The sequence below is a fragment of the Corynebacterium sp. HMSC075F02 genome, assembly GCF_001838335.1.
GTDB lineage: Bacteria > Actinomycetota > Actinomycetes > Mycobacteriales > Mycobacteriaceae > Corynebacterium > Corynebacterium jeikeium_D.
This window is the reverse complement of sequence record NZ_KV836310.1, coordinates 43,447-62,331: the sequence shown is the minus strand read 5'-3', so window position 1 is coordinate 62,331 and position 18,885 is coordinate 43,447. Positions and strand designations below refer to the sequence as shown.

18 protein-coding genes are annotated in these 18,885 nt (G+C 59.5%); 16 read left to right on the top strand and 2 right to left on the bottom strand.

The genetic code is table 11. The features are described from left to right. Positions 1-42: 42 nt before the first annotated feature. Entirely contained in the window at positions 43-975 is a 933-nt protein-coding gene (locus tag HMPREF2920_RS04085) for a DUF3109 family protein (protein WP_070854026.1), read from the bottom strand. Between the two features lie 34 nt (positions 976-1,009). On the opposite strand from HMPREF2920_RS04085, the gene HMPREF2920_RS04080 reads away from it, so the two are divergent. The 5 genes from HMPREF2920_RS04080 (at position 1,010) to HMPREF2920_RS10605 (ending at position 5,080) form a co-directional block, all read left to right on the top strand. Then, positions 1,010-1,948 carry a Ppx/GppA family phosphatase gene (locus HMPREF2920_RS04080; RefSeq protein WP_161798518.1) on the top strand — a complete coding sequence of 313 codons (939 nt, stop codon included), beginning with the start codon at positions 1,010-1,012 and terminating at the stop codon, positions 1,946-1,948. A 1-nt stretch (position 1,949) separates the two neighbouring features. Further along, positions 1,950-3,368 carry a hypothetical protein gene (locus HMPREF2920_RS04075; protein WP_070854025.1) on the top strand — a complete coding sequence of 473 codons (1,419 nt, stop codon included), beginning with the start codon at positions 1,950-1,952 and terminating at the stop codon, positions 3,366-3,368. Positions 3,369-3,470: 102 nt separating this feature from the next. Next, positions 3,471-4,280: a pyrroline-5-carboxylate reductase gene (proC, locus tag HMPREF2920_RS04070; protein ID WP_016421983.1), complete on the top strand. Its 810-nt coding sequence runs from the start codon at positions 3,471-3,473 to the stop codon at positions 4,278-4,280. A 263-nt stretch (positions 4,281-4,543) separates the two neighbouring features. After that, a complete protein-coding gene (locus HMPREF2920_RS04065) occupies positions 4,544-4,735 on the top strand; it encodes a helix-turn-helix domain-containing protein (RefSeq protein WP_005509751.1) in 192 nt (63 codons plus the stop codon). 243 nt (positions 4,736-4,978) lie between these two features. Further along, positions 4,979-5,080 carry a 30S ribosomal protein bS22 gene (locus tag HMPREF2920_RS10605; RefSeq protein ID WP_003855542.1) on the top strand — a complete coding sequence of 34 codons (102 nt, stop codon included), beginning with the start codon at positions 4,979-4,981 and terminating at the stop codon, positions 5,078-5,080. A gap of 242 nt (positions 5,081-5,322) precedes the next feature. Here HMPREF2920_RS10605 and HMPREF2920_RS04060 read toward each other — a convergent pair whose 3' ends face one another. Further along, on the bottom strand, positions 5,323-6,447 hold the full coding sequence (locus HMPREF2920_RS04060) for an HAD family hydrolase (protein WP_016421984.1): 1,125 nt from the start codon (positions 6,445-6,447) through the stop codon (positions 5,323-5,325). Between the two features lie 164 nt (positions 6,448-6,611). On the opposite strand from HMPREF2920_RS04060, the gene HMPREF2920_RS04055 reads away from it, so the two are divergent. The 11 genes from HMPREF2920_RS04055 to HMPREF2920_RS04005 all read left to right on the top strand — a co-directional run bounded on the left by HMPREF2920_RS04055 (position 6,612) and on the right by HMPREF2920_RS04005 (position 18,883). Further along, positions 6,612-6,854 (top strand): glutaredoxin family protein, encoded by a 243-nt coding sequence (locus HMPREF2920_RS04055; RefSeq protein WP_016421985.1) that lies wholly within the window; start codon positions 6,612-6,614, stop codon positions 6,852-6,854. Positions 6,855-7,078: 224 nt separating this feature from the next. Continuing rightward, positions 7,079-8,521: a glutamyl-tRNA reductase gene (locus HMPREF2920_RS04050; protein WP_042388369.1), complete on the top strand. Its 1,443-nt coding sequence runs from the start codon at positions 7,079-7,081 to the stop codon at positions 8,519-8,521. A 15-nt stretch (positions 8,522-8,536) separates the two neighbouring features. Next, positions 8,537-9,469 (top strand): hydroxymethylbilane synthase, encoded by a 933-nt coding sequence (gene hemC, locus HMPREF2920_RS04045; protein WP_049190547.1) that lies wholly within the window; start codon positions 8,537-8,539, stop codon positions 9,467-9,469. Between the two features lie 204 nt (positions 9,470-9,673). Beyond that, positions 9,674-11,341 (top strand): bifunctional uroporphyrinogen-III C-methyltransferase/uroporphyrinogen-III synthase, encoded by a 1,668-nt coding sequence (locus tag HMPREF2920_RS04040; RefSeq protein ID WP_070546360.1) that lies wholly within the window; start codon positions 9,674-9,676, stop codon positions 11,339-11,341. 47 nt (positions 11,342-11,388) lie between these two features. After that, positions 11,389-12,447 carry a porphobilinogen synthase gene (gene hemB / locus HMPREF2920_RS04035; protein ID WP_049172406.1) on the top strand — a complete coding sequence of 353 codons (1,059 nt, stop codon included), beginning with the start codon at positions 11,389-11,391 and terminating at the stop codon, positions 12,445-12,447. A 45-nt stretch (positions 12,448-12,492) separates the two neighbouring features. Beyond that, positions 12,493-13,137 carry a hypothetical protein gene (locus HMPREF2920_RS04030; RefSeq protein WP_016421990.1) on the top strand — a complete coding sequence of 215 codons (645 nt, stop codon included), beginning with the start codon at positions 12,493-12,495 and terminating at the stop codon, positions 13,135-13,137. After that, positions 13,134-13,514, top strand: a complete 381-nt coding sequence (locus tag HMPREF2920_RS04025; RefSeq protein ID WP_016421991.1) for a hypothetical protein — start codon at positions 13,134-13,136, stop codon at positions 13,512-13,514. The genes HMPREF2920_RS04030 and HMPREF2920_RS04025 overlap by 4 nt, the downstream gene beginning before the upstream one ends. A gap of 19 nt (positions 13,515-13,533) precedes the next feature. Further along, positions 13,534-16,125, top strand: a complete 2,592-nt coding sequence (locus HMPREF2920_RS04020) for a heavy metal translocating P-type ATPase (protein WP_016421992.1) — start codon at positions 13,534-13,536, stop codon at positions 16,123-16,125. A gap of 35 nt (positions 16,126-16,160) precedes the next feature. Next, positions 16,161-17,507: a glutamate-1-semialdehyde 2,1-aminomutase gene (gene hemL / locus HMPREF2920_RS04015; RefSeq protein WP_049190552.1), complete on the top strand. Its 1,347-nt coding sequence runs from the start codon at positions 16,161-16,163 to the stop codon at positions 17,505-17,507. Positions 17,508-17,514: 7 nt separating this feature from the next. After that, positions 17,515-18,213, top strand: coding sequence for a histidine phosphatase family protein (locus HMPREF2920_RS04010; protein WP_076772585.1), 699 nt, complete (start codon positions 17,515-17,517; stop codon positions 18,211-18,213). Positions 18,214-18,268: 55 nt separating this feature from the next. Next, entirely contained in the window at positions 18,269-18,883 is a 615-nt protein-coding gene (locus HMPREF2920_RS04005; protein ID WP_016421995.1) for a TlpA disulfide reductase family protein, read from the top strand. Positions 18,884-18,885 lie beyond the last annotated feature (2 nt).

Sequence of the window (18,885 nt, the reverse complement as noted above, 5' to 3'; positions counted from 1 at the left end):
CTGCTGCCGACGATCTCCGCCGGCGGTCTGAGAAACCTCGACTTAAACCTCGTCCGGTGCCAGCCCCTCGGCCGCTGCGCGTGTGGCCGGGTGAATCGCCAGCAGTGGGTAGCCACTCGGCCCGAAAACCTTGGCCGCGCCCGCTGCTTCTCGGGCACGGCAGTGCTCCGCGAGAATTTCGTAGCACTCTTCGCCGATGAGCTCTATTAGTTCGGACTTGTGCGTGCGCCACACCGGCTCGCCACCGGTATGTGTGGCCGGCGCGCCCGTGCAGAACCACTCAAAGTCCTCGCCGCCATCGCCCCAGGCACGACGATCATATTCAGTAATGGTCGTGCGCAGAATCTCCTGGCCGTCTGGGCGTTCCTCCCAGTCCTCCAGTCGGCGCAGCGGCACCTGCCAGCACACATCCGGCTTGACCTTCACGGGGTCAATGTCGTTGGCCATTGCCCACTGGTGGATGGCACAGCCCGCACCATTGCGCCACCCGTCACGGTTGGCAAAAATGCAGGCATTCTTCACGACCTTCGTTTTCAGAGCAGGCTCAGGCTCTCCGTTTTCGTCGTCAAGCTCGTCCCACACTAACCACGGTTCCAACGGTTCGGAGGGGTCGGTTTCGTAGGTTTCGAGCCACTTCAGGGTTTGTTTGGGGCGGTTCTGCCACCACTGGGGCTCTGTGGAGTCGCCTTCCATTCGCTTTACGACGTCAATAACCCTCTCGCGGTCTTCTTCGTCGGTGATAAAGGCGCCATGGCCGCAGCATCCGACATCCGCGTTCGCGGAGTCGATGCCCTGGCAAGCGGAGGTGCCGAAAGCGCATTGATAGGAGCTCATCAACCAGGTTAGGTCGCAGGTGATGATGTGTTCTGGGTCCTCCGGGTGGGCGAACTCGAACCACTCGCGGGGAAAGTCATAGGCGACTTCAGCGGGAGACGGTTGCGGTCCGCGACCGGGGCGGGGGTGGGGTTGATTCACACCAATACACCGTAGACCGTCTAACCTACTAAGAGTGAGATTAGGTGTATTAGATGTAGGTAGTAATACCGTCCACTTGGTGATGGTGGACGCCCGCCGGGGCGGACATCCGACTCCGATGAGCGATTCCAAGTCGACGATGAAGCTGGTCGAGTACCTGGATAAGGACAACAACCTGTCCAAGAAGGGCATTGACAAGCTGACGGGCTACGTCGCTGAATCCAAGGAATTGGTTGAGCAGATGAAGTGCGAAGAGATGATTAGCTTCGCCACTTCAGCTGTTCGCGATGCCACGAATGCGGACGAGGTTCTCGCCCACGTTGAGAAAGAAACTGGCATTAAGCTGCAGATTCTCTCCGGTGAGGATGAGGCTCGTCTGACCTTTTTGGCAGTACGGCGCTGGTACGGCTGGTCTGCTGGTCGTCTAATCAACCTGGATATCGGTGGCGGTTCTCTTGAGCTGACGTCGGGTACCGATGAAGATCCGGAGGCGGCGTACTCACTGCTGCTCGGTGCGGGACGGTTGACCCACGAGTGGTTCGAGACCGATCCGCCGGAGCGCAAGAAGATTGACCTGCTGCGCGATTACATTGATGCTGAGCTCGCTGAGCCAGCGCGTCATCTGCGTACGCTTGGTGAGCCGGACTTGGCTGTCGCCACCTCGAAGACTTTCCGCACTCTCGCCCGCCTGACCGGTGCGGCGCCTTCCGCTGCTGGTCCCCGGGTTAAGCGCACTCTGACTGCCGCTGGTTTGCGCCAGTTGATTGCGTTTATTTCCCGCATGACGGCGGCTGACCGTGCTGAACTTGAGGGTGTTAGTGCGAATCGTTCTCACCAAATTGTCGCAGGTGCTCTCGTTGCAGAGGCTAGTATGCGAGCATTGGGATTAGAGAAGGTCGAGATTTGTCCTTGGGCGCTGCGCGAGGGCATCATCTTCCGACGACTGGACAGTGACCTATACGGAAAGGGTTGAGATGAGCGAGGAAAAGCTCACCGTTGCCGAACTGCTGGCGCGGCGGCAGAAGGAGGGAGCCCCCTCTGAACCACCGCGGCGCCGCCGTCGACGCAGCCTTGAAGAAGGCGGTGTGTCCGTTCAGGAACTCACCGGCTCAATCCCTCGTGTAAAGGCCGACGAACCGCGACGTGGTGCTCACGCTCTTTCCAACGCAGACGACGATCAGACGACTACGAGCGATCTGCTTGCCGACGAAGCTGCGGCCAACGCCGCCGACGAAGCACAGGCAACCGAACCGGAGGTAGAAGCTCCGGAGCACTCGGAGGCTGTCGCTGAGTCAGTGGTAGTTGCAGAAGGGGCGGATTCTTCGGAGCATGAGGTTCAAGCTGAGGCCGAGGCTGAAGCTGCTGCTCAGGAAGAAGAGGAGTCGGAATTAGCTGAGGCTGATGCCGAAGTCGCTGACGCCGAAGTAGCTGAGGTCGAAGCTGACGACGTTGAAGCTGACGAGGTTGCCGAAGTTGCTGAAGAACCGGTTGCACCGGTTGCACCGGCAGCTCCGCAGCAGGAGCAAGCCGCGCAGAGCACACCAACTGCGCAGCCAGCAGCCCCTGCGGTGCCATTGGCAATTCCGATGGAACCCCGTCCGGTCATGGTCAACTCCGAGCGTTCGGAGATTACCTACACCTTCACCGAACTGCGTGACATGGCAGACGAGTCGCAGCAGCTTGGGGAGCCGGGGCCAGTCGCTCGTGCGGTACTCACCGGTTCCAACGCTTACGACGACCGTCCGACTGCCTCCATTCCGGTTGTCCAGGACAATGTCGACGAAGAGTCCGAGGCATCCGCTGAATCGGATGACGTCGACGGTGAACAATTTGCTGAGGCTGAAGCTGCTCAGGAAACCGCTACCTTCGAGGCTGCCGACGCTGACGCCGATACCGGTGCCGCTTCCAAGGCGGCAGTGGCAGCCGCTGTCGCTCCTGAAGTTGCACAGGCAGAAGACGCACAGGCCGATATCGAGCAGGCCGAGGACGCCCCCACTGAGGCTGCACAGGTCGAGACCACACCGACCCAGGCCGCAGCTGACGAGAAGCAGTCGGAGCCCCGGGACGTCGTTAAGCGTGAAGAATCCAAGAGCTCCAAGGGCAAGGCCGTCGCGCGCGATGGCTACGCCGAGGACAATTCCCTCTCGGTGCCGTTGCTGCTAATCCAGGTCTTCGTGGGTCTGATTGCTGGTGCATTGGTGTTCCTGGGCTTCACCATGGCCTGGTCGTCGCTGCCAAAGATTGTGGTTGTCATCATGGCTCTCGTGGTCGCTGGTGGCTTCGCGGGAATGGCGAACTACCTGCGCCGTGAGAAGGACAAACTGACACCGATTCTTGCAGGACTTGTCGGTTTGGCGCTGACATTTGGCCCCTGGATTCTCTTCCAGTTGTAGTGGGGTCAACAGAATAATCATCACCTGATGCAGGGGTCGGAAGCGTAGTTTTCCGGTCCCTGCATTCGCATGTGTGGGCCAGTTTTGGCACACTTAGCGTCCATGACAAGAATTGCTGTAATTGGTGGCGGAAAGATTGGTAGCGCACTCGTCGGTGGTCTCATCGACGGTGGTGTCTCGCCCTCCTCGATTTATGTGGTGGGGCGCACCAAGGAGAGCCTGGCCGGTCTGAAGGAGACCTACGGCATTGTCGATGCCGACGACCCAGTAGGGGCCGTCGACGGTGCCGACGTGGTGTTCTTGTGCGTAAAACCGTACTTGATTATCGACATGCTCGAGCAGATTGCCGACGTGCTCGATGACTCTGAGGTCGACACCATTGTGGTGTCGATGGCGGCTGGCATCACGCTGGACAAGATGGAAAGCGTCTGTGCTGTCGGTACTCCGGTGATCCGCGTCATGCCGAATACCCCGATGCTGGTGGGCAAGGGGGTCTGTGCAGTCGCGCCGGGCCGCTTTGTCACGGAGAGCCAGACCGACGAGGTTGTCGAACTGTTGAAGAAGGTCGGCAGCGTTGAGGTTGTCGATGAGTCGCTGATGTCTGCAGTCACTGCAGTCTCGGGCTCCGGTCCGGCTTACTTCTTCCAGTTCGTCGAGGCGATGACCGACGCGGGTGTGAATCTGGGCCTCAAGCGTGATCAGGCTAAGCGTCTGGCGTCGGCTACGGCTGCTGGTGCAGCCGAGATGATGATGCAGGAAGGCGCGGACCCGACTGCGTTGCGTGCTGATGTCACTTCGCCGGGCGGTACAACGGCAGCGGCCACCCGAGTTTTCGAGGAAGAGGGTATTCGTCGCGCGGTGCATCGCGCGCTGCAGGCTTGCTATGACAAGGCCAATGAGATGGGTAAATAAGTATTTCGCCGAGTGGTCGCGGGTGTACAAGTAACCCCAATATTTGGGGCATTGGAAATGGTTAGGGGCAGTAGCTAATCCGATACGCAGGGACGATGAGTTAGTCACAACTGTCACACCATTCGCCAATGCCCCTATTTTTTATCAAAAATCGCACCGGCACCTTGCCTACCGGTAGGATATGAAAAGCACGTGCGTGTCACGATTTTCTGCAGGAGGGGAAGCCTGCAGCGCGTCGCGTGCGCTGAAGGGAATATTTACTAATGCAGAATGCAGATAAAGGCACCTTTCTGACCGTTGCGGAAGTTGCTGACATCATGCGCGTATCCAAGATGACCGTCTACCGCCTGGTTCACGCTGGCGAGCTGCCGGCAGTGCGCGTTGGCCGTTCTTTCCGCGTCCATGAGTCCGCAGTCAAGGAGTACCTGGACTCCTCTTTCTACAACGCGGGTTAATTTTTTCTGCCTTTTAAGCGGGGCTGTTTGACCTGAACGCATATGTCCCCGCTATGATTAATCCGATTAGTACATGGTGCTGTGCTGCGCCCCTGTTTCCTATCGTCTTCAAGTCATGAAGTATCGAGCTGTGAAGGCGGAAGGAAAAAAAGGGCGTGACATCTCGGCGGTTGTAAGGCCGCATTGAGTACGCCGCCATTGTGCAAGAAAAAATTTCCGTCAACGAATAGCGAGGTCGAGCCGATGGGTTCCGTCATTAAGAAGCGTCGCAAGCGCATGTCGAAGAAGAAGCACCGCAAGATGCTTCGCCGTACCCGCGTGCAGCGTCGTAAGCTCGGCAAGTAAGCCAGCATTCCTGCCGTTATCGCAGGAGCGCGCGTGCTGCGTCGCGTACACGTTTTAAAAGCAAAACCCGCCCGGTCTCGTTGAGATAGGGCGGGTTTTGTCGTTGGGGGGGGGCTAATCACGGGCTGCCGATTACGGGCTGCAAATGTGAAACTGTAGGAGTTTATGACACTTTCAGGCCATTTTTCGAGCCATTTTTGTCATAAACGCAGTCACTAACTCTCGAGTGCGCCTAGCAGCGTTTAACTTTCCTTGTTCGCGTCCCACAGTCGCTTGCCGACGAGTCCCGCGCCCCCGACAGCTCCTGCCAGCAGTGCTCCGATCGAGAGCCACCGCATCGTGGCGAAGGTTGCGGAGCGAAAGTGGCGATAGTCGTAGATAGTCCACCCCATCTTCTGGGCGTAATTCCGCAACTTGCGGTCCGGGTTGATGGCCACGGCGGTGCCCACCATGGACAGCATGGGAATGTCGTTGGCGGAATCTGAGTATGCCGTGCAGCGAGACATGTCCAACCCGGAAGAGGCTGCCAGAGCTGCCACCGCGTGCTTCTTACCCGGGCCGTGGAGAATATCGCCTACCAGGCGGCCAGTGAACTTGCCATCTTTGACCTCGGCGACCGTGCCAAGGGCGCCGGTCAGTCCGATGTGCTTAGCGATAACCTGGGCCAGCTGCACCGGGGTGGCGGTGACCAGCCAGACCTCTTGGCCAGCCTGGATATGTAGTTCCGCCAGATCGCGGGTGCCCTGGTAAACGCGGTCGCTGATCTTTTCTTCAAAGATTTCTTCGCCGAGTTTGACCATTTCATTCACATCGTGGCCGGCGAAAAACTCCAATGCCTGTTCACGGGCCTTAGCTACGTCGGCAGCGTTTTCCGCGCCTGAGATTCGGAATTTCAGCTGCTTCCAAATCATGCCGGCCAAATCACGCTTCTTGATGAAGCCGCGCTCGACCAAACCCATGGCAAAGAGGAAGATTGATGCGCCTTGGACAAGCGTGTTGTCCACATCGAAGAAAGCGGCTGCGCCCTGATCGCGTTCGACACCTGGAATGGGCTGCGAGAGCACACGGGCACCGCCAGCGGCATCTTCGGCACCAGCTACACTGCGAAATCCCGTAGCCAGTTCTTCGCCGCCGACGTCGTAGACTTCGCCGAGAGCTTCCAGTGCATTGGCAGCCGCTGCAGCACCAGCTTCCTCCTGTGCTTCGTCATTGAGCGGAGCGAGAACTACCTGCTCGAGGAAGTTGCGGACGTTACCCTGCGAGGACGCAAGGTCACCCAGCATGTCGATGGGGAAGGGGGAGCGGTTGTCGGCACTGAACTCACTCACGGCACGAAAATCTCTTTCCACGGTGTATGCAACCGACATCCGTTATCGGAAGCTCTTGTTGAATAGTATCCGGTCTTTAGGCAAAGCTGCGCGCTGAGATTCAAGGAGCGGATGGGGCAAGGATAAGAAGAGTCACTTTTGCAGGGGAAGTGTGGGGAGGGGGACGTCGTAAAGCGAAACAGTCGACCTTTAGACTGGCCGTTATGGTGACTGTGACGGTGATGAGTAGGAAGACGTGCGGTTCGTGCGCCCGAGTGATTGCGCAGATTGAGCCGCTAGTTCGGGACCAAAATGCGCAGTTCCAGGTGGAAGACGTCGATACCGATCCGAACTTGGCCATGGAATTTGGCGATCGCGTGCCGGTGATTTTGGTCAATGATGAGGAAATCGCTTGCTGGGAAATCGATGATGATGAACTCCTGGAAGCGATAGCGGAGGCCGAATAAGTTCGGGAGACAACTCTGCCGAACTGCTAGGAGCTGCGGAGACATGGCAGAATGTGGAGTAGCGGCAAAGAAGTAGGGGAGTGCTGCGAACATCGAGGTAGAGACTAAGTAAAGTATGCCTTTGTTGTGACGAGATGGCAGAGTTGTCTAGCGTTAACAGTCATAGCTGTGTGAAAAAGCCCGTAGCGGGGCCTGTGAAGGAGCAATAGAGCGGTGATTGAGCGGTGAGTGTGCTTCTCGTCGGAATGTCGTACCGGTCTGCACCGGTGACCCTTCTTGAAAAGGTCTCCGTCGGTGAAACTGAGCGAGAGGCCATTTTGGCTCGGCTGGTCGCGGATGAAGCGATCAGCGAAGCGATGCTGTTGTCGACCTGTAACCGCGTTGAGTACTACGTGGTGGCCAACGGCTTCCACTCTGGCCTATCGGCCGTGGTCCGTGAAATTGTCGGTCGTACTGGGCTCGAACTCGATGAACTGACACCGCACCTCTATGTGCGGTACGCACAGGCCGCAGCGGAGCATGCCTTCTCGGTGTGTGCTGGTCTTGACTCGATGGTGCTGGGGGAACAGCAGATTATCGGTCAGCTTCGCAATGCTTACCAGGAAGCGGACGAAGCCGGCACCGTCGGTCGCATGCTGCATGACTTGGCGCAGAAGGCGCTGCACACAGGCAAGCGAGTCCACAGCGAAACACTGATTGATAATGCGGGCGCATCGATGGTCTCCGTGGCCATCGACGAGGCGATTGCTGCGCTGCATCCTGGGTTCAACTCTGGTGTTGACGTCGCTGAGGGTACCGATATTCTGGCCGGACGTTCGGCCCTTATCCTCGGCGCCGGTGCGATGAGTTCGCTGGCCGCCAGTTACCTGGGGCGCTGCGGCATTGATCGTCTGATTATTGCCAACCGCACCGTTGACCGGGCGCAGAACCTGGCTAACCACTCGATCGAAGCGGGCATCCCCGCTACTGCTATTGCGTTGCATGATTTCGCTGATGTCCTCGATGATGTGGACATTCTCGTCAGTGCCACCGGAGCCATGACTCCAGTGGTCTCAGCTGCAGATGTTGTCGACCACGGCCCGCTCGCCATCGTCGATTTGTCTATGCCTCGCGACGTCGCGGAGGATGTCTCCGGGCTTGAGGGGATCGCACTCTTCAACATCGAATTGCTGCAGATGACTCGCACGGAGGTTCCGGGTCGTGATGATGAGGCTGCAGCGCGCGACATTGTGGCCGAAGAGTTGGAGTCCTACCTCACGGCGCAGCGCGCAAGCGAGGTAGCACCGACTGTTCGCGCTCTGCGTGAGCGCGCGGCGGATGTGGCGGCGGCTGAGCTCGCTCGCCTGGAGGCGAAGACACCGGGTCTTACTCAAAAGGAACGTCGCGAGGTCGAGTCCACGGTTCGCCGCGTCGTCGATAAGCTCTTGCACGCGCCAACGGTTCAGGTCAAGAAGCTTTCTAGCCAGCAGGGTGGTGGCAACTACGCGCTTGCCCTGCAGAAGCTCTTCGACCTGCCCCTATCCACCCCCTCTGGCCTGTATGCTGACACCGATATCCCCGCAGATCTCATGGTAGAGGGCCGAATTGGGCGGATGCAGGGATTTGAGCAGTATGGTCTTGACAGTAGTGCCATCATTGAAGGCGTTGCTGAAACCACCAAAAATTAACACCCGGAGGGAAACATGCCTGACCCAGCGACTATTCGTATCGGTACCAGGGGCTCGGAACTGGCCACGACACAGGCCGGTCACGTCCGTGATGCACTGATTGAGCTGGGACAGCCTGCAGAGCTGGTGATTGTAAAGACCGCCGGTGACCATAACCGCCACGACCCGGTGGAAAAGATTGGCATCGGTGTCTTCACCCAGGCGCTGCGTCATGCACTCCGCGAGGGGGTGTGCGACATTATCGTGCACTCGTTTAAGGACCTGCCGACCCTGCCGGAAGACGACATGATGGTCGCAGCCGTGCCGGAGCGCGTCGATCCGCGAGAAGCGCTGATTTCCCGCGATGCCACGCCGCTGATGGACCTGCCTGAGGGGGCTCGTGTGGGTACCTCCGCGCCGCGTCGTGTCTCTCAGCTGCGTGCGCTGCGCTCCGATCTGGAACTTGTACCATTGCGTGGAAACATCGAAACCCGCATGGGGCGCGTCTCTGAGGACTTGGACGCTGTCATTCTGGCTCGCGCTGGGCTGGAGCGCACGGGTCGCCTCGGAGAGATTGCGGAATCCCTGGATGTGGATGTCCTCATGCCAGCCCCGGCTCAGGGCGCCCTGGCGCTGGAGTGCCGCACTGCTGACCGCGAAATTGTGGATATTCTGCGCAAGATTGACCACCCGGTGTCCCATGCCCGGGCTGTCGCTGAGCGCGCGGTACTCAATGAGCTGGAAGCGGGCTGCACCGCTCCGGTCGCGGCCTACTCAACCGTGAGCGACAGTGGTGAACTCACCCTGCAGGCGGGGGTGTTCGCACTCGACGGTTCGCGTCAGTTGCTCGAGACCGCTACCGCAAACGTGGATAAGGCCGATGAGCTTGGCCGGAAGGTTGCGGCGGCCCTGCTCGAACGGGGTGCTCATGAGGTAATGGGCGATACCCTGCGGGAATCTCAAAAGTAGCCGGTTAGTTAATTTGGCTCAAACCCTTTATGCTAATAGGCCTGTATGCATGCCGTTGGGATAAGGGTTTCCTTCGTGTGCTCGCATGTGAGATTCAGGTATCTACCTGCCCCTCACATGCGTTGGCGCATGTCCGCTTTCTTCCTTAGAGACTCATCGGCACGAAAAGTGAACAACCAATAGAAAAGAAATCACTCCGCAACGATGAACACCTCCCTCCCCTCAGCAACGGGACGCATCCTGTTCGTCGGCGCTGGTCCTGGAAATCCCGACCTGCTGACGCTTCGCGCCCGTGAGATTCTCGCAGACACCGCTATCGCCTACGTCGACGCCGATGTCATGCCGGGGGTTCGAGAGCTCGTCGCAACCGATGTGCCTGTTCCTCCCGAGCTGCTGAAGGAAGCCGAGGAAGAGTACGAGCGCATGTGCGCCGCAGCCAAGGCCAAGGGATCTCGTCGTAAGCCGCCGCGTCCGGCACCACCGACCGCCGCAGATCTGCGCACGCCTATCGACGATCCCAAGAAGATGGCAGAATTGCTCGTCGAGGAAGCCGCTAAAGGCAATGACGTGGTGCGTTTGGTGGCAGGCAATCCGCTGACCAACGATTCGCTGCTGGCCGAAATCAACGAGGTCTCGCACGCCGATGTTGAGTTCCAGATCGTCCCTGGCATGTCCGTGCCCTCCACCGTCCCGGCATTTGCCGGTATCGCGTTGGGCTCGACGTACACGGAGACCGATCTCGATCGCGCCGATGTGGACTGGGACGAGCTGGCCCAGGCACCGCAGCCGCTGGTACTGCAGGCCGTGCAGGACGACCTGTCCGCCATTGCAACTGAGCTCGGCGAACGCGGCCTGCCGTCGTCGTTGCCGGTGTCGGTGACTGTCAACGGTACGACTCGTCTGCAGCGCACCTACGACGTCACGCTGGGCACCTTGGCGCAGCTCTCGGGTGACCTGACCGGTCCGCTGGTGGTCACGCTTGGCAAGGGTGTGGACAATCGTTCGAAGTACTCATGGTGGGAAAACCGCGCTCTCTACGGATGGAAGGTGCTGGTCCCACGTGCCAAGGCGCAGGCAGGCCCGATGAGTGCCCGTCTCGTTGCGCACGGCGCCATCCCGATTGAGGTCCCGACCATCTCAATCGAGCCACCGCGCAGCCCGGCGCAGATGGAACGCGCCATCAAGGGGCTTGTCGACGGCCGTTACCAGTGGGTTGTCTTCACTTCCGTCAACGCCGTCACCGCAGTGTGGGAGAAGTTCCAGGAATTCGGCTTGGACGCGCGCTCCTTCGCTGGGGTCCGCATCGCAGCCGTCGGCCATCGCACCGCCGCTGCCATCCGCGATCTCGGCATCACTCCGGAGCTGCTTCCGGATGACACTCGTCAAAATGCCGCGGGCATTGTCGACGTGTTCCCGGAGTACATCGAGGATCTCGATCCGGTCAACCGCGTGCTGCTGCCGCGCGCCGATATCGGCACCGATGTGCTTGTCGACGGTCTGATTGACCTGGGCTGGGAAGTTGATGATGTGGTCGCTTACCGTACCGTGCGGGCAGCGCCACCGAGTGCGGATATCCGCGACATGATTAAGTCCGGTGGCTTCGACGCAGTGTGCTTCACCTCGGGGTCGACGGTGAAGAACCTGGTCGGCATCGCGGGTAAGCCGCATGCTCGCACCATCATTGCCTGCATCGGGCCGATGGCCGCAGCCACGGCTCGCGAGTACGGCCTGCGGGTAGATGTCGTGCCGGAGCGCGCAAGCATCCCGGAGCTGGTGGATGCGCTGGCAGAGCATGTTGCGCAACTGCGGGCGGCAGGGCAGCTGCCACCACCGCGCAAGAAGCGTCGTCGTTCGCGTAAAACCAAGGACTGAGCAGGGGCGTACCGGAGCGAGTTCGCGTTTTGATTAAGGTTGTCTTTATGACTACATCTGGAGCTTCTGAATCATCCCGCGAAATCGATCTCGAACAGTTTGGATTTCCTCTCCCGATTCGTCGCCCACGCAGGCTGCGCACCAACCCGGTGATGCGTGCGATGACGGCGGAGACGACACTGACTCCGAAAAATCTCATCCTGCCCATGTTTGTTGCAGATGGGATTGATGAGCCGAAGCCAATCAGCTCCCTGCCCGGGGTAGTGCAGCATACCGAGGACTCCCTGGTAGAAGCTGTGCGCGAGGCTGTTGAGGCAGGTATCTCGGCAGTTGACCTCTTCGGTGTCCCGCTGGATGCGGACAAGGACGGCGAGGGCTCTGAGTCCTGGAATCCGGAGGGCGTACTCAACCGTGCCCTGCGTCGTCTCCGCGACGAGTTCGGGAATGACATTTTGATTATGGCCGACACCTGCCTGGATGAGTTCACTGACCACGGCCACTGTGGTGTGCTGGGCAAGGACCGCTTCGGCAACACGGTCGTTGAGAATGACCGCACGCTGATTAACTACATCAAGATGGCCGTTGCGCAGGCCGACGCCGGTGCCCATATCGTGTCCCCTTCGGGCATGATGGACGGCCAGATTGCCGCAATTCGCGAGGGCTTGGATGCCGCTGGCCATGAGGATGTCTCCATCATGGCGTACTCGGCAAAGTACGCCTCCGCCTTCTACGGTCCATTCCGTGAAGCTGTGGGCAGCTCGCTGCAGGGTGATCGCCGTACCTACCAGCAGGATCCTGCAAACCGTCGTGAGTCCCTGCTTGAAGTGCAGCTCGACGTTGACGAAGGTGCGGACATGGTGATGGTCAAGCCGGCCATGAGCTACCTGGACATTCTGCGCGAGGTCGCGGATATGTCGCCGGTGCCGGTTGCCGCCTACCAGGTCTCTGGTGAGTACGCGATGATTCACGCCGCTGCCGCCAACGGGTGGATTGACCTGGATGCTGCGATGATGGAGGCAGTACTGAGCATTCGCCGTGCCGGTGCGGAGCAGATTTTGACCTACGCAGCGGTGGACTTGGCGAAGAAGCTGCGCGCCCAGTTCTAATTCGCTCGGGTGAACGTGCAGTAGCAAATATCGAGAAGTGGACGGATGACTAAAGAAGAGAAGAAGCCCGCAATTCCCGAGCAGGTCGAGGGAGCTAGGCAGGCGTGGCGGGTTACGGCCGTGTTGCAGCTGCTCGTCGCTGCGGTAGCTACGGTGACCTACTGGCTGCATCCGGAAATGCTGATGAGCCCCTCAACCGCTAAGGAGAATTTCCCGGGTTTCAGCGAGGGCCAGATTGATGCTGCCATGAAGGCGACTATCGTTATCGCGTTCTTTTTCGCAGTGGGGCTTTGCATCGCGTTCTTCGCCATTATCGAGCGAATGCGCAAGGGGAGCGAAGGTGCTCGCACCGTGCTGGTTATCGGCTCGCTTTACCTGGCACTGTCGGCGCTGATGTCCTTCTTCTCTTCTACGGCTTCAGAATCGGGAGTGCCGGCATCCCTCGTTCTTATCAGCGGAATTGTGCGAATCGCCTCGGCCACTGCCGCGGTAGCGGGTCTAGTGCTCGCCGCTTCGAAGGAATCCAAGGACTACTTCGATCATCAGCGCCCGTCGAAACCGTGGACCCCGTCCGCTCCGGAATCGCATCTGCCGAGAGCGTCGAAGCATGGCGCTGATCCAAAGCGGCAACAGCAGCTGGGCCAGTCACAGCCCAAGCAATCCAAGCAGCCTGAGGAGTCCAAGCGATGATGTCCCTGCCGAGTCGGCCCTGGCAGTGGGTGCTCTTCGTCGCGCTCATCGCCCAGATTGTCCTGAGCTTGATACTGGTCACCGGCGACTATTCGCAGGCTCCCGCCGCCGTTGGCCGCGATATCTACATCGTCGCCGGTGTGACGCTGGTCTGCTCGCTTATTGGTAGCGGCTGCTTGCCGACGGCCACTGAGTTCAAACTCTCCCGGAACTGCCTGCTCATCATGGTGATTATCACGGCTCTCGCCATGTTCTTTGCCATTATGGCTGGAGCGCTGACTGTATGGGTTATCGCGCCCAGCCTGGCGATGGCGTGTGGACTACTGTTGCTCTATCGTGAATTAGCGCTCACGCGCGCCAACCAGCCACAGGATTAGACGGAAAGTTTCAAAGGCCATGAGTGACACCGGTGAGTTTGATTTCTCTCTGGACAATCGCGTTGAACAAGCGATTGTGGATGCCAAGGTCGCTGCTCGTAAGGCATTGCCACGAAGCCGTCAGGACATCGACGAAGAAAGTGCCCATCAGCGGCTTGCACACCGCAGAGGCCAGTCCAACACAGCTTTCGCACTCATCCTGGAAAACTTGGAAAACGCCGAGAGCGCTGAGCGTGCTGAGCATGTTTTGGAATCCTTTCCAGATGTGACCGCCTCTGTGGTCTACAAGCCCGGACGCGCGTGGATTACCGCGCCCGATACCATCGATCCGAATCAGTTCATCGAAGCTCTCCGCGAAATTGGGGTCGAGTCGTACCTCACGCGCAGCACGCTTCGGCGTCGTGCAACTCGGCTGGATGTGTCACAACATCGCCGTCCCGCTGTTCCGGCTGCCGCTCAACAGAATGAGGAGGAGCGCATTCGCCGTCGTGAAGCGGCCTTGCGCCGAAGCGGCGGTGGCGCGGAAGTACTGTTCACGGCGCGTGAACTGGTGACCAAGCAACGCTTTTGGGGAAGCCTGTTCCTATCGATTCCGGTGCTGGTGACGTCGTTGAACGTCAACTGGCAGTTCCCGGGTTGGCAGTGGATGTGTCTTGTGCTGACCACGATTGTGGTGTGGTGGGGTGGTTGGCCGTTCCACCGGGCAATGGCGGCGTCCCTGCGTCGGCGGATGTCGGCGCTGGATGGGGCGAGCTCCATTGCCATCCTGCTGGCGTGGCTGTGGTCGCTAGCGCAGCTTATCTTTGGTCCCGCGGGACAGATTGGATATACCACTGCGCCCACTTGGTTTGCTTTCAACTACCGGGAAAGCGCCTCGGCAGAGGTGTTTTTCGACGTTGCCTGCGGTCTGACTGTGCTGTTGCTAACAGGTCGCATGTTTACGCGCTACAACAAGGTGCGTACTGGACAAATCTTGCGCAACCTGCGCATTCCAGCTGAGCGAAACGTGACAGTCGTGCGCAAGAGCGCTAAATCCGCGGAGCCGAAACGGGTGGAGGTGACGGTCGCGGAGCTCAATATCGGTGATGACATCGTGGTTCCACCGCACTCGGTGATTCCGGTTGATGGCTCAGTCATCGGTGGTGCGTCCACGATGGATGCGCAGCTACTCGGTATCGGCGTTGAACCGCAGAAGGTCAAGGTCAATTCCAAGGTTTGGGCCGGTGCAATCAACCTGGATTCGGAGCTCAAGGTGCGCGTGGAACGCACCGGTTTCAAGACCCGGGCGTCATCGATAGCGCGCTGGCTTCGTCAAGCGGTTCGAGAAGAAACGGTGATGCACCAGACCGCAGTGCACTCGGCATCAGAGCTGGTGCCATGGACGCTGTCGTTGGCGGGCGTGGCTTTTTGCGGCTGGTGGCTGGCGACTGGCACGATGAGCGGTGCCCTCGCGGTGGCGCTGGCTATGCTCTCGGGCATCGCGCCGGTGGCATTGGCAATGTCTACGTCGACCGTGCAGCGCATCGGGATTCTGGCCGGTGCTAGTAACGGAATCTTGATTCGTGGCAATGAGACTTTCCGAAAGCTGGCCGCTGCCGATGTGGTGATTTTTAACCGAGTTGGAACGCTGACCGAGGGTGACACCCACGTGCTCGGTGTCGCCGCTGAGCGCAATGAAAATCCGGATCTGGTTCTGCGTGTGGCGGGCGCTCTCATGATGGAGAGCAACCACCCGGCATCAGCGGCAATCGTGCGCGCGTGCCGTGTATCCCGCGACGCCGGTTCCGGCGGTGGCGAGGTGCCGCACTGGATTGAGACTGTACACGTCGCAATTGCGGAAGACGGTGCGTTCGTTGGCCAGGTAGAGATCCCGGTGAAGGACTCGGACGACAAGTTGGAGATGCGCTTTGTTGAGGGGCGCGTTTGGCGTCCGCGTGATCTCACTGCACTCAGCGAGAAAATGGCCGTGGCTGCGCTCAGTGGCGGTACTCCGATGGTGGTGTCGTGGCGTGGCAAGGTCCGTGGTGTCATCACCATTGGTGAGGACATTAAGCCCGATGCGGTCGAGAGCATTGACCAGCTTGAGGATATGGGCGTGGACACCATGATGATCACGCGAGATCCGTATCCAGTAGCCCGTCGTTTTGCTGACCGGCTGAATATCTCACGAGTATTCGCGGGCATCATTGCCTCCCGCAAGGCCATTGCGGTGCGTTCGGTCCACAGTGACGGCGAGACTGTCGTGATGGTTGGCGACAAGGACATCCGGGACTCTCTGCGTGCCGCTGACGTGGGTGTTTTGATGGACAACACCGAAGGCAATCAGAATCTTGATGTTGATTACGCCGATGTCGTGGCACTGCGTAACAACGTGTTGTCGATTCCGGAGGCCATTGAAATCGCACGTGCTGTGGTGCGGATGATGGACTCCAACATCTACTTTGCGTGGTTCTACAACGTTGCGGTCATCCTGCTGGGTATGACCGGTATGATTCACCCGCTGCTGGCATCGCTTTTGATGATTTTCTCCAGCTTGTGGATCGACTGGCGATCCCGTCGAGTGTCCTCTCGCCGCAAGCATCTATTCAGGGTGAAGCTGGGACGTTGGTAGGGCAGGGTAGCCCTTCATCCGAGTGGCCGTCTACGATGGTCACCGTGACTCAAGACATTAATGCTCCTCATGTCCCAGAAAACGTTGAGCTCACCGATCGTTCGGCAGAGTTCTTTACGCAGGCTCAGGCAGTGACGCCGGGTGGCGTGAACTCGCCGGTCCGCGCCTTCGGTTCCGTCGGTGGCACCCCACGTTTCATTGACCACGCCGCGGGCTCTCGTCTCGTGGATGTTGATGGTAACGAATATGTGGACTTGGTCTGCTCGTGGGGTCCAATGATTCTGGGCCACGCGCACCCGGCAGTGGTGGAGGCCGTTCAGAGCGCCGCCACTCGCGGTTTGTCTTTCGGCGCTCCGACGACGGCTGAGACCGACCTGGCTCGTCACATCGTTGAGCGCACGTCGGTAGATGAGGTGCGTCTGGTCAACTCCGGCACTGAGGCCACTATGTCCGCAGTACGCCTGGCTCGCGGTTTCACTGGCCGTTCCAAGATCATCAAGTTCGCCGGCTGCTACCACGGTCACGTGGACGCGCTGCTGGCATCGGCCGGTTCCGGTGTCGCTACTTTTGGTCTGCCGGATTCGCCGGGTGTCACCGGTGCATCGGCTGCCGACACCATTGTTGTTCCTTATAACGACATTGAGGCCGTCAAGGCCGCATTCGCTGAGAACCCGGGCGAGATTGCCTGTGTCATCACTGAGGCGGCAGCGGGCAACATGGGTACCGTCGCACCGCAGGACAACTTCAACGCGAAGTTGAAGGAAGTCTGCCACGCAGACGGCGCACTGCTGATTCTCGATGAGGTCATGACTGGCTTCCGCGCTTCCTACAACGGCTGGTACGGCATTGATGGTGTGGCCGGTGACCTGACCACCTTCGGCAAGGTCGTCTCCGGTGGTCTGCCGGCAGCTGCCTTCGGTGGTCGCCGCGACGTCATGGAGTACTTGGCTCCGAACGGTCCGGTGTACCAGGCAGGCACACTCTCCGGTAACCCGGTCGCTATGGCAGCTGGCCTGGCCAACCTGGAGAATGCCACGAAGGATGTCTATGACACCGTCGCAGCCAATGCAGATCGCCTGGCCACGATTCTGTCCGACGCCCTGACCAAGCAGGGCGTGGCCCACCACATTCAGCGTGCGGGCACGATGCTCTCGCCACGCTTCGCCGAGGGCGAGGGCCATAACTTTGAGCAGATGCAGGCAGCGGATACTTTCCGCTACCCGGCTTTCTTCCACGCCCTACTGGCCAATGGTGTCTACCCGCCGGCTTCTTGCTACGAGACCTGGTTCGTCTCCGCTGCGCTGACCGACGCCGACTTCGAGATTATCGAGCGTGCAGCAGCCCGCGCGGCCGAGGCGGCGGCAACCGCCAAGCCGGAGTAGGTGACACGTGCCGAACAAGACCAATTCGCAGGCAGCACAGCAGGAATCGCAGCCGACACAGCCGGAAAACCAGGCGTCTAAGCGTGCAACAAAGCACGCCAAGACCACGGTCGTACATCTCGTCCGCCACGGCGAGGTTTATAACCCGGATAAGATTCTCTACGGTCGCCTGCCCGGCTGGCACTTGTCTGAGCGCGGTCAGCGTCAGGCAGCGGCCACGGCCTCGTCCTTCGAAGGCCACGACATCCGCTACTTCGCCTGTTCCCCGCTACAGCGCACGCAGGAAACCTCACGGCCCTTCACCGAGATAATCGGCATGAAGCCGACCCTGGATGAAGATTTGCTGGAGGCTGGCAACTCCTTTGAGGGTTTACACATCAAGGGCATTGACTCCGCACTGTGGAATCCGAAGTACTGGCCACGGCTGCGTCGTCCGAGCGTGCCCAGTTGGGGCGAGCCCTACGAGGAGATCGCGGACCGTATGTTCCACGCCATCGAGCGAGCCCGCGAGGCCGCCGAAGGAGCGGAAGCGGTGCTGGTGACGCACCAGCTGTGCATCATTGCAGCTCAGCGTCGTGCGCGGTACTTGAAGCTCGCCCACAACCCGGCAACTAGGCAGTGCGATCTGGCCAGCGTGACCTCCTTGGTCTTCGTCGGCGACACCATTGTCGACGTGCGCTACAGTGAACCGGCCGGTCACCTGTAAGGTGAATAAATAGTTTTGTTGAAGTTTCACTGACCCCCGGAAGGTGGCACCCCAAGTGGCCAAGGTCTCATCGTCCCGAATTGCAGCAACGCTAGCGGCAGCAACTCTGTCTCTGTCGCTCGCAGCATGTAACCCCGGAGATTCAGTGGGACACGATGCCGTTGCCGTCGGCGGTCAGTTCGAGTTTGTTTCTCCAGGGGGTCAGCAGATCATTGACTACGCACCCGAGGAGCGCAAACCGGTCGGCAAGGTGTTCGGTCCTTCTCTAGAGGACGACGACAAGAAAATCTCCCTCGATGACTTCAAGGACCAGATTGTGGTCCTAAACGCCTGGGGGCAGTGGTGCGCACCGTGCCGATCCGAATCGGATGACCTGCAGTATGTCCAGGAACAGATGGAAGAGCAAGGTATCGGCACCGTTCTCGGCATCAACGTCCGCGACAATGTCCGCCAGGCTCCCATCGACTTTGTGAAGGACAACGGCATCACCTACCCGTCCATCTATGACCCGGCCTTCGTCAACGCCAGCGCACTCGGCGGCATCCCGGCTTCGGTGATTCCGACAACCATCATTCTGGACAAGCAGCACCGCCCGGCCAAGGTCTTCCTCCGCGAGGTCGATCACACCATGCTGATGAAGGCTGTTAATGAAGTGAAGGCGGAGGGCTAGGC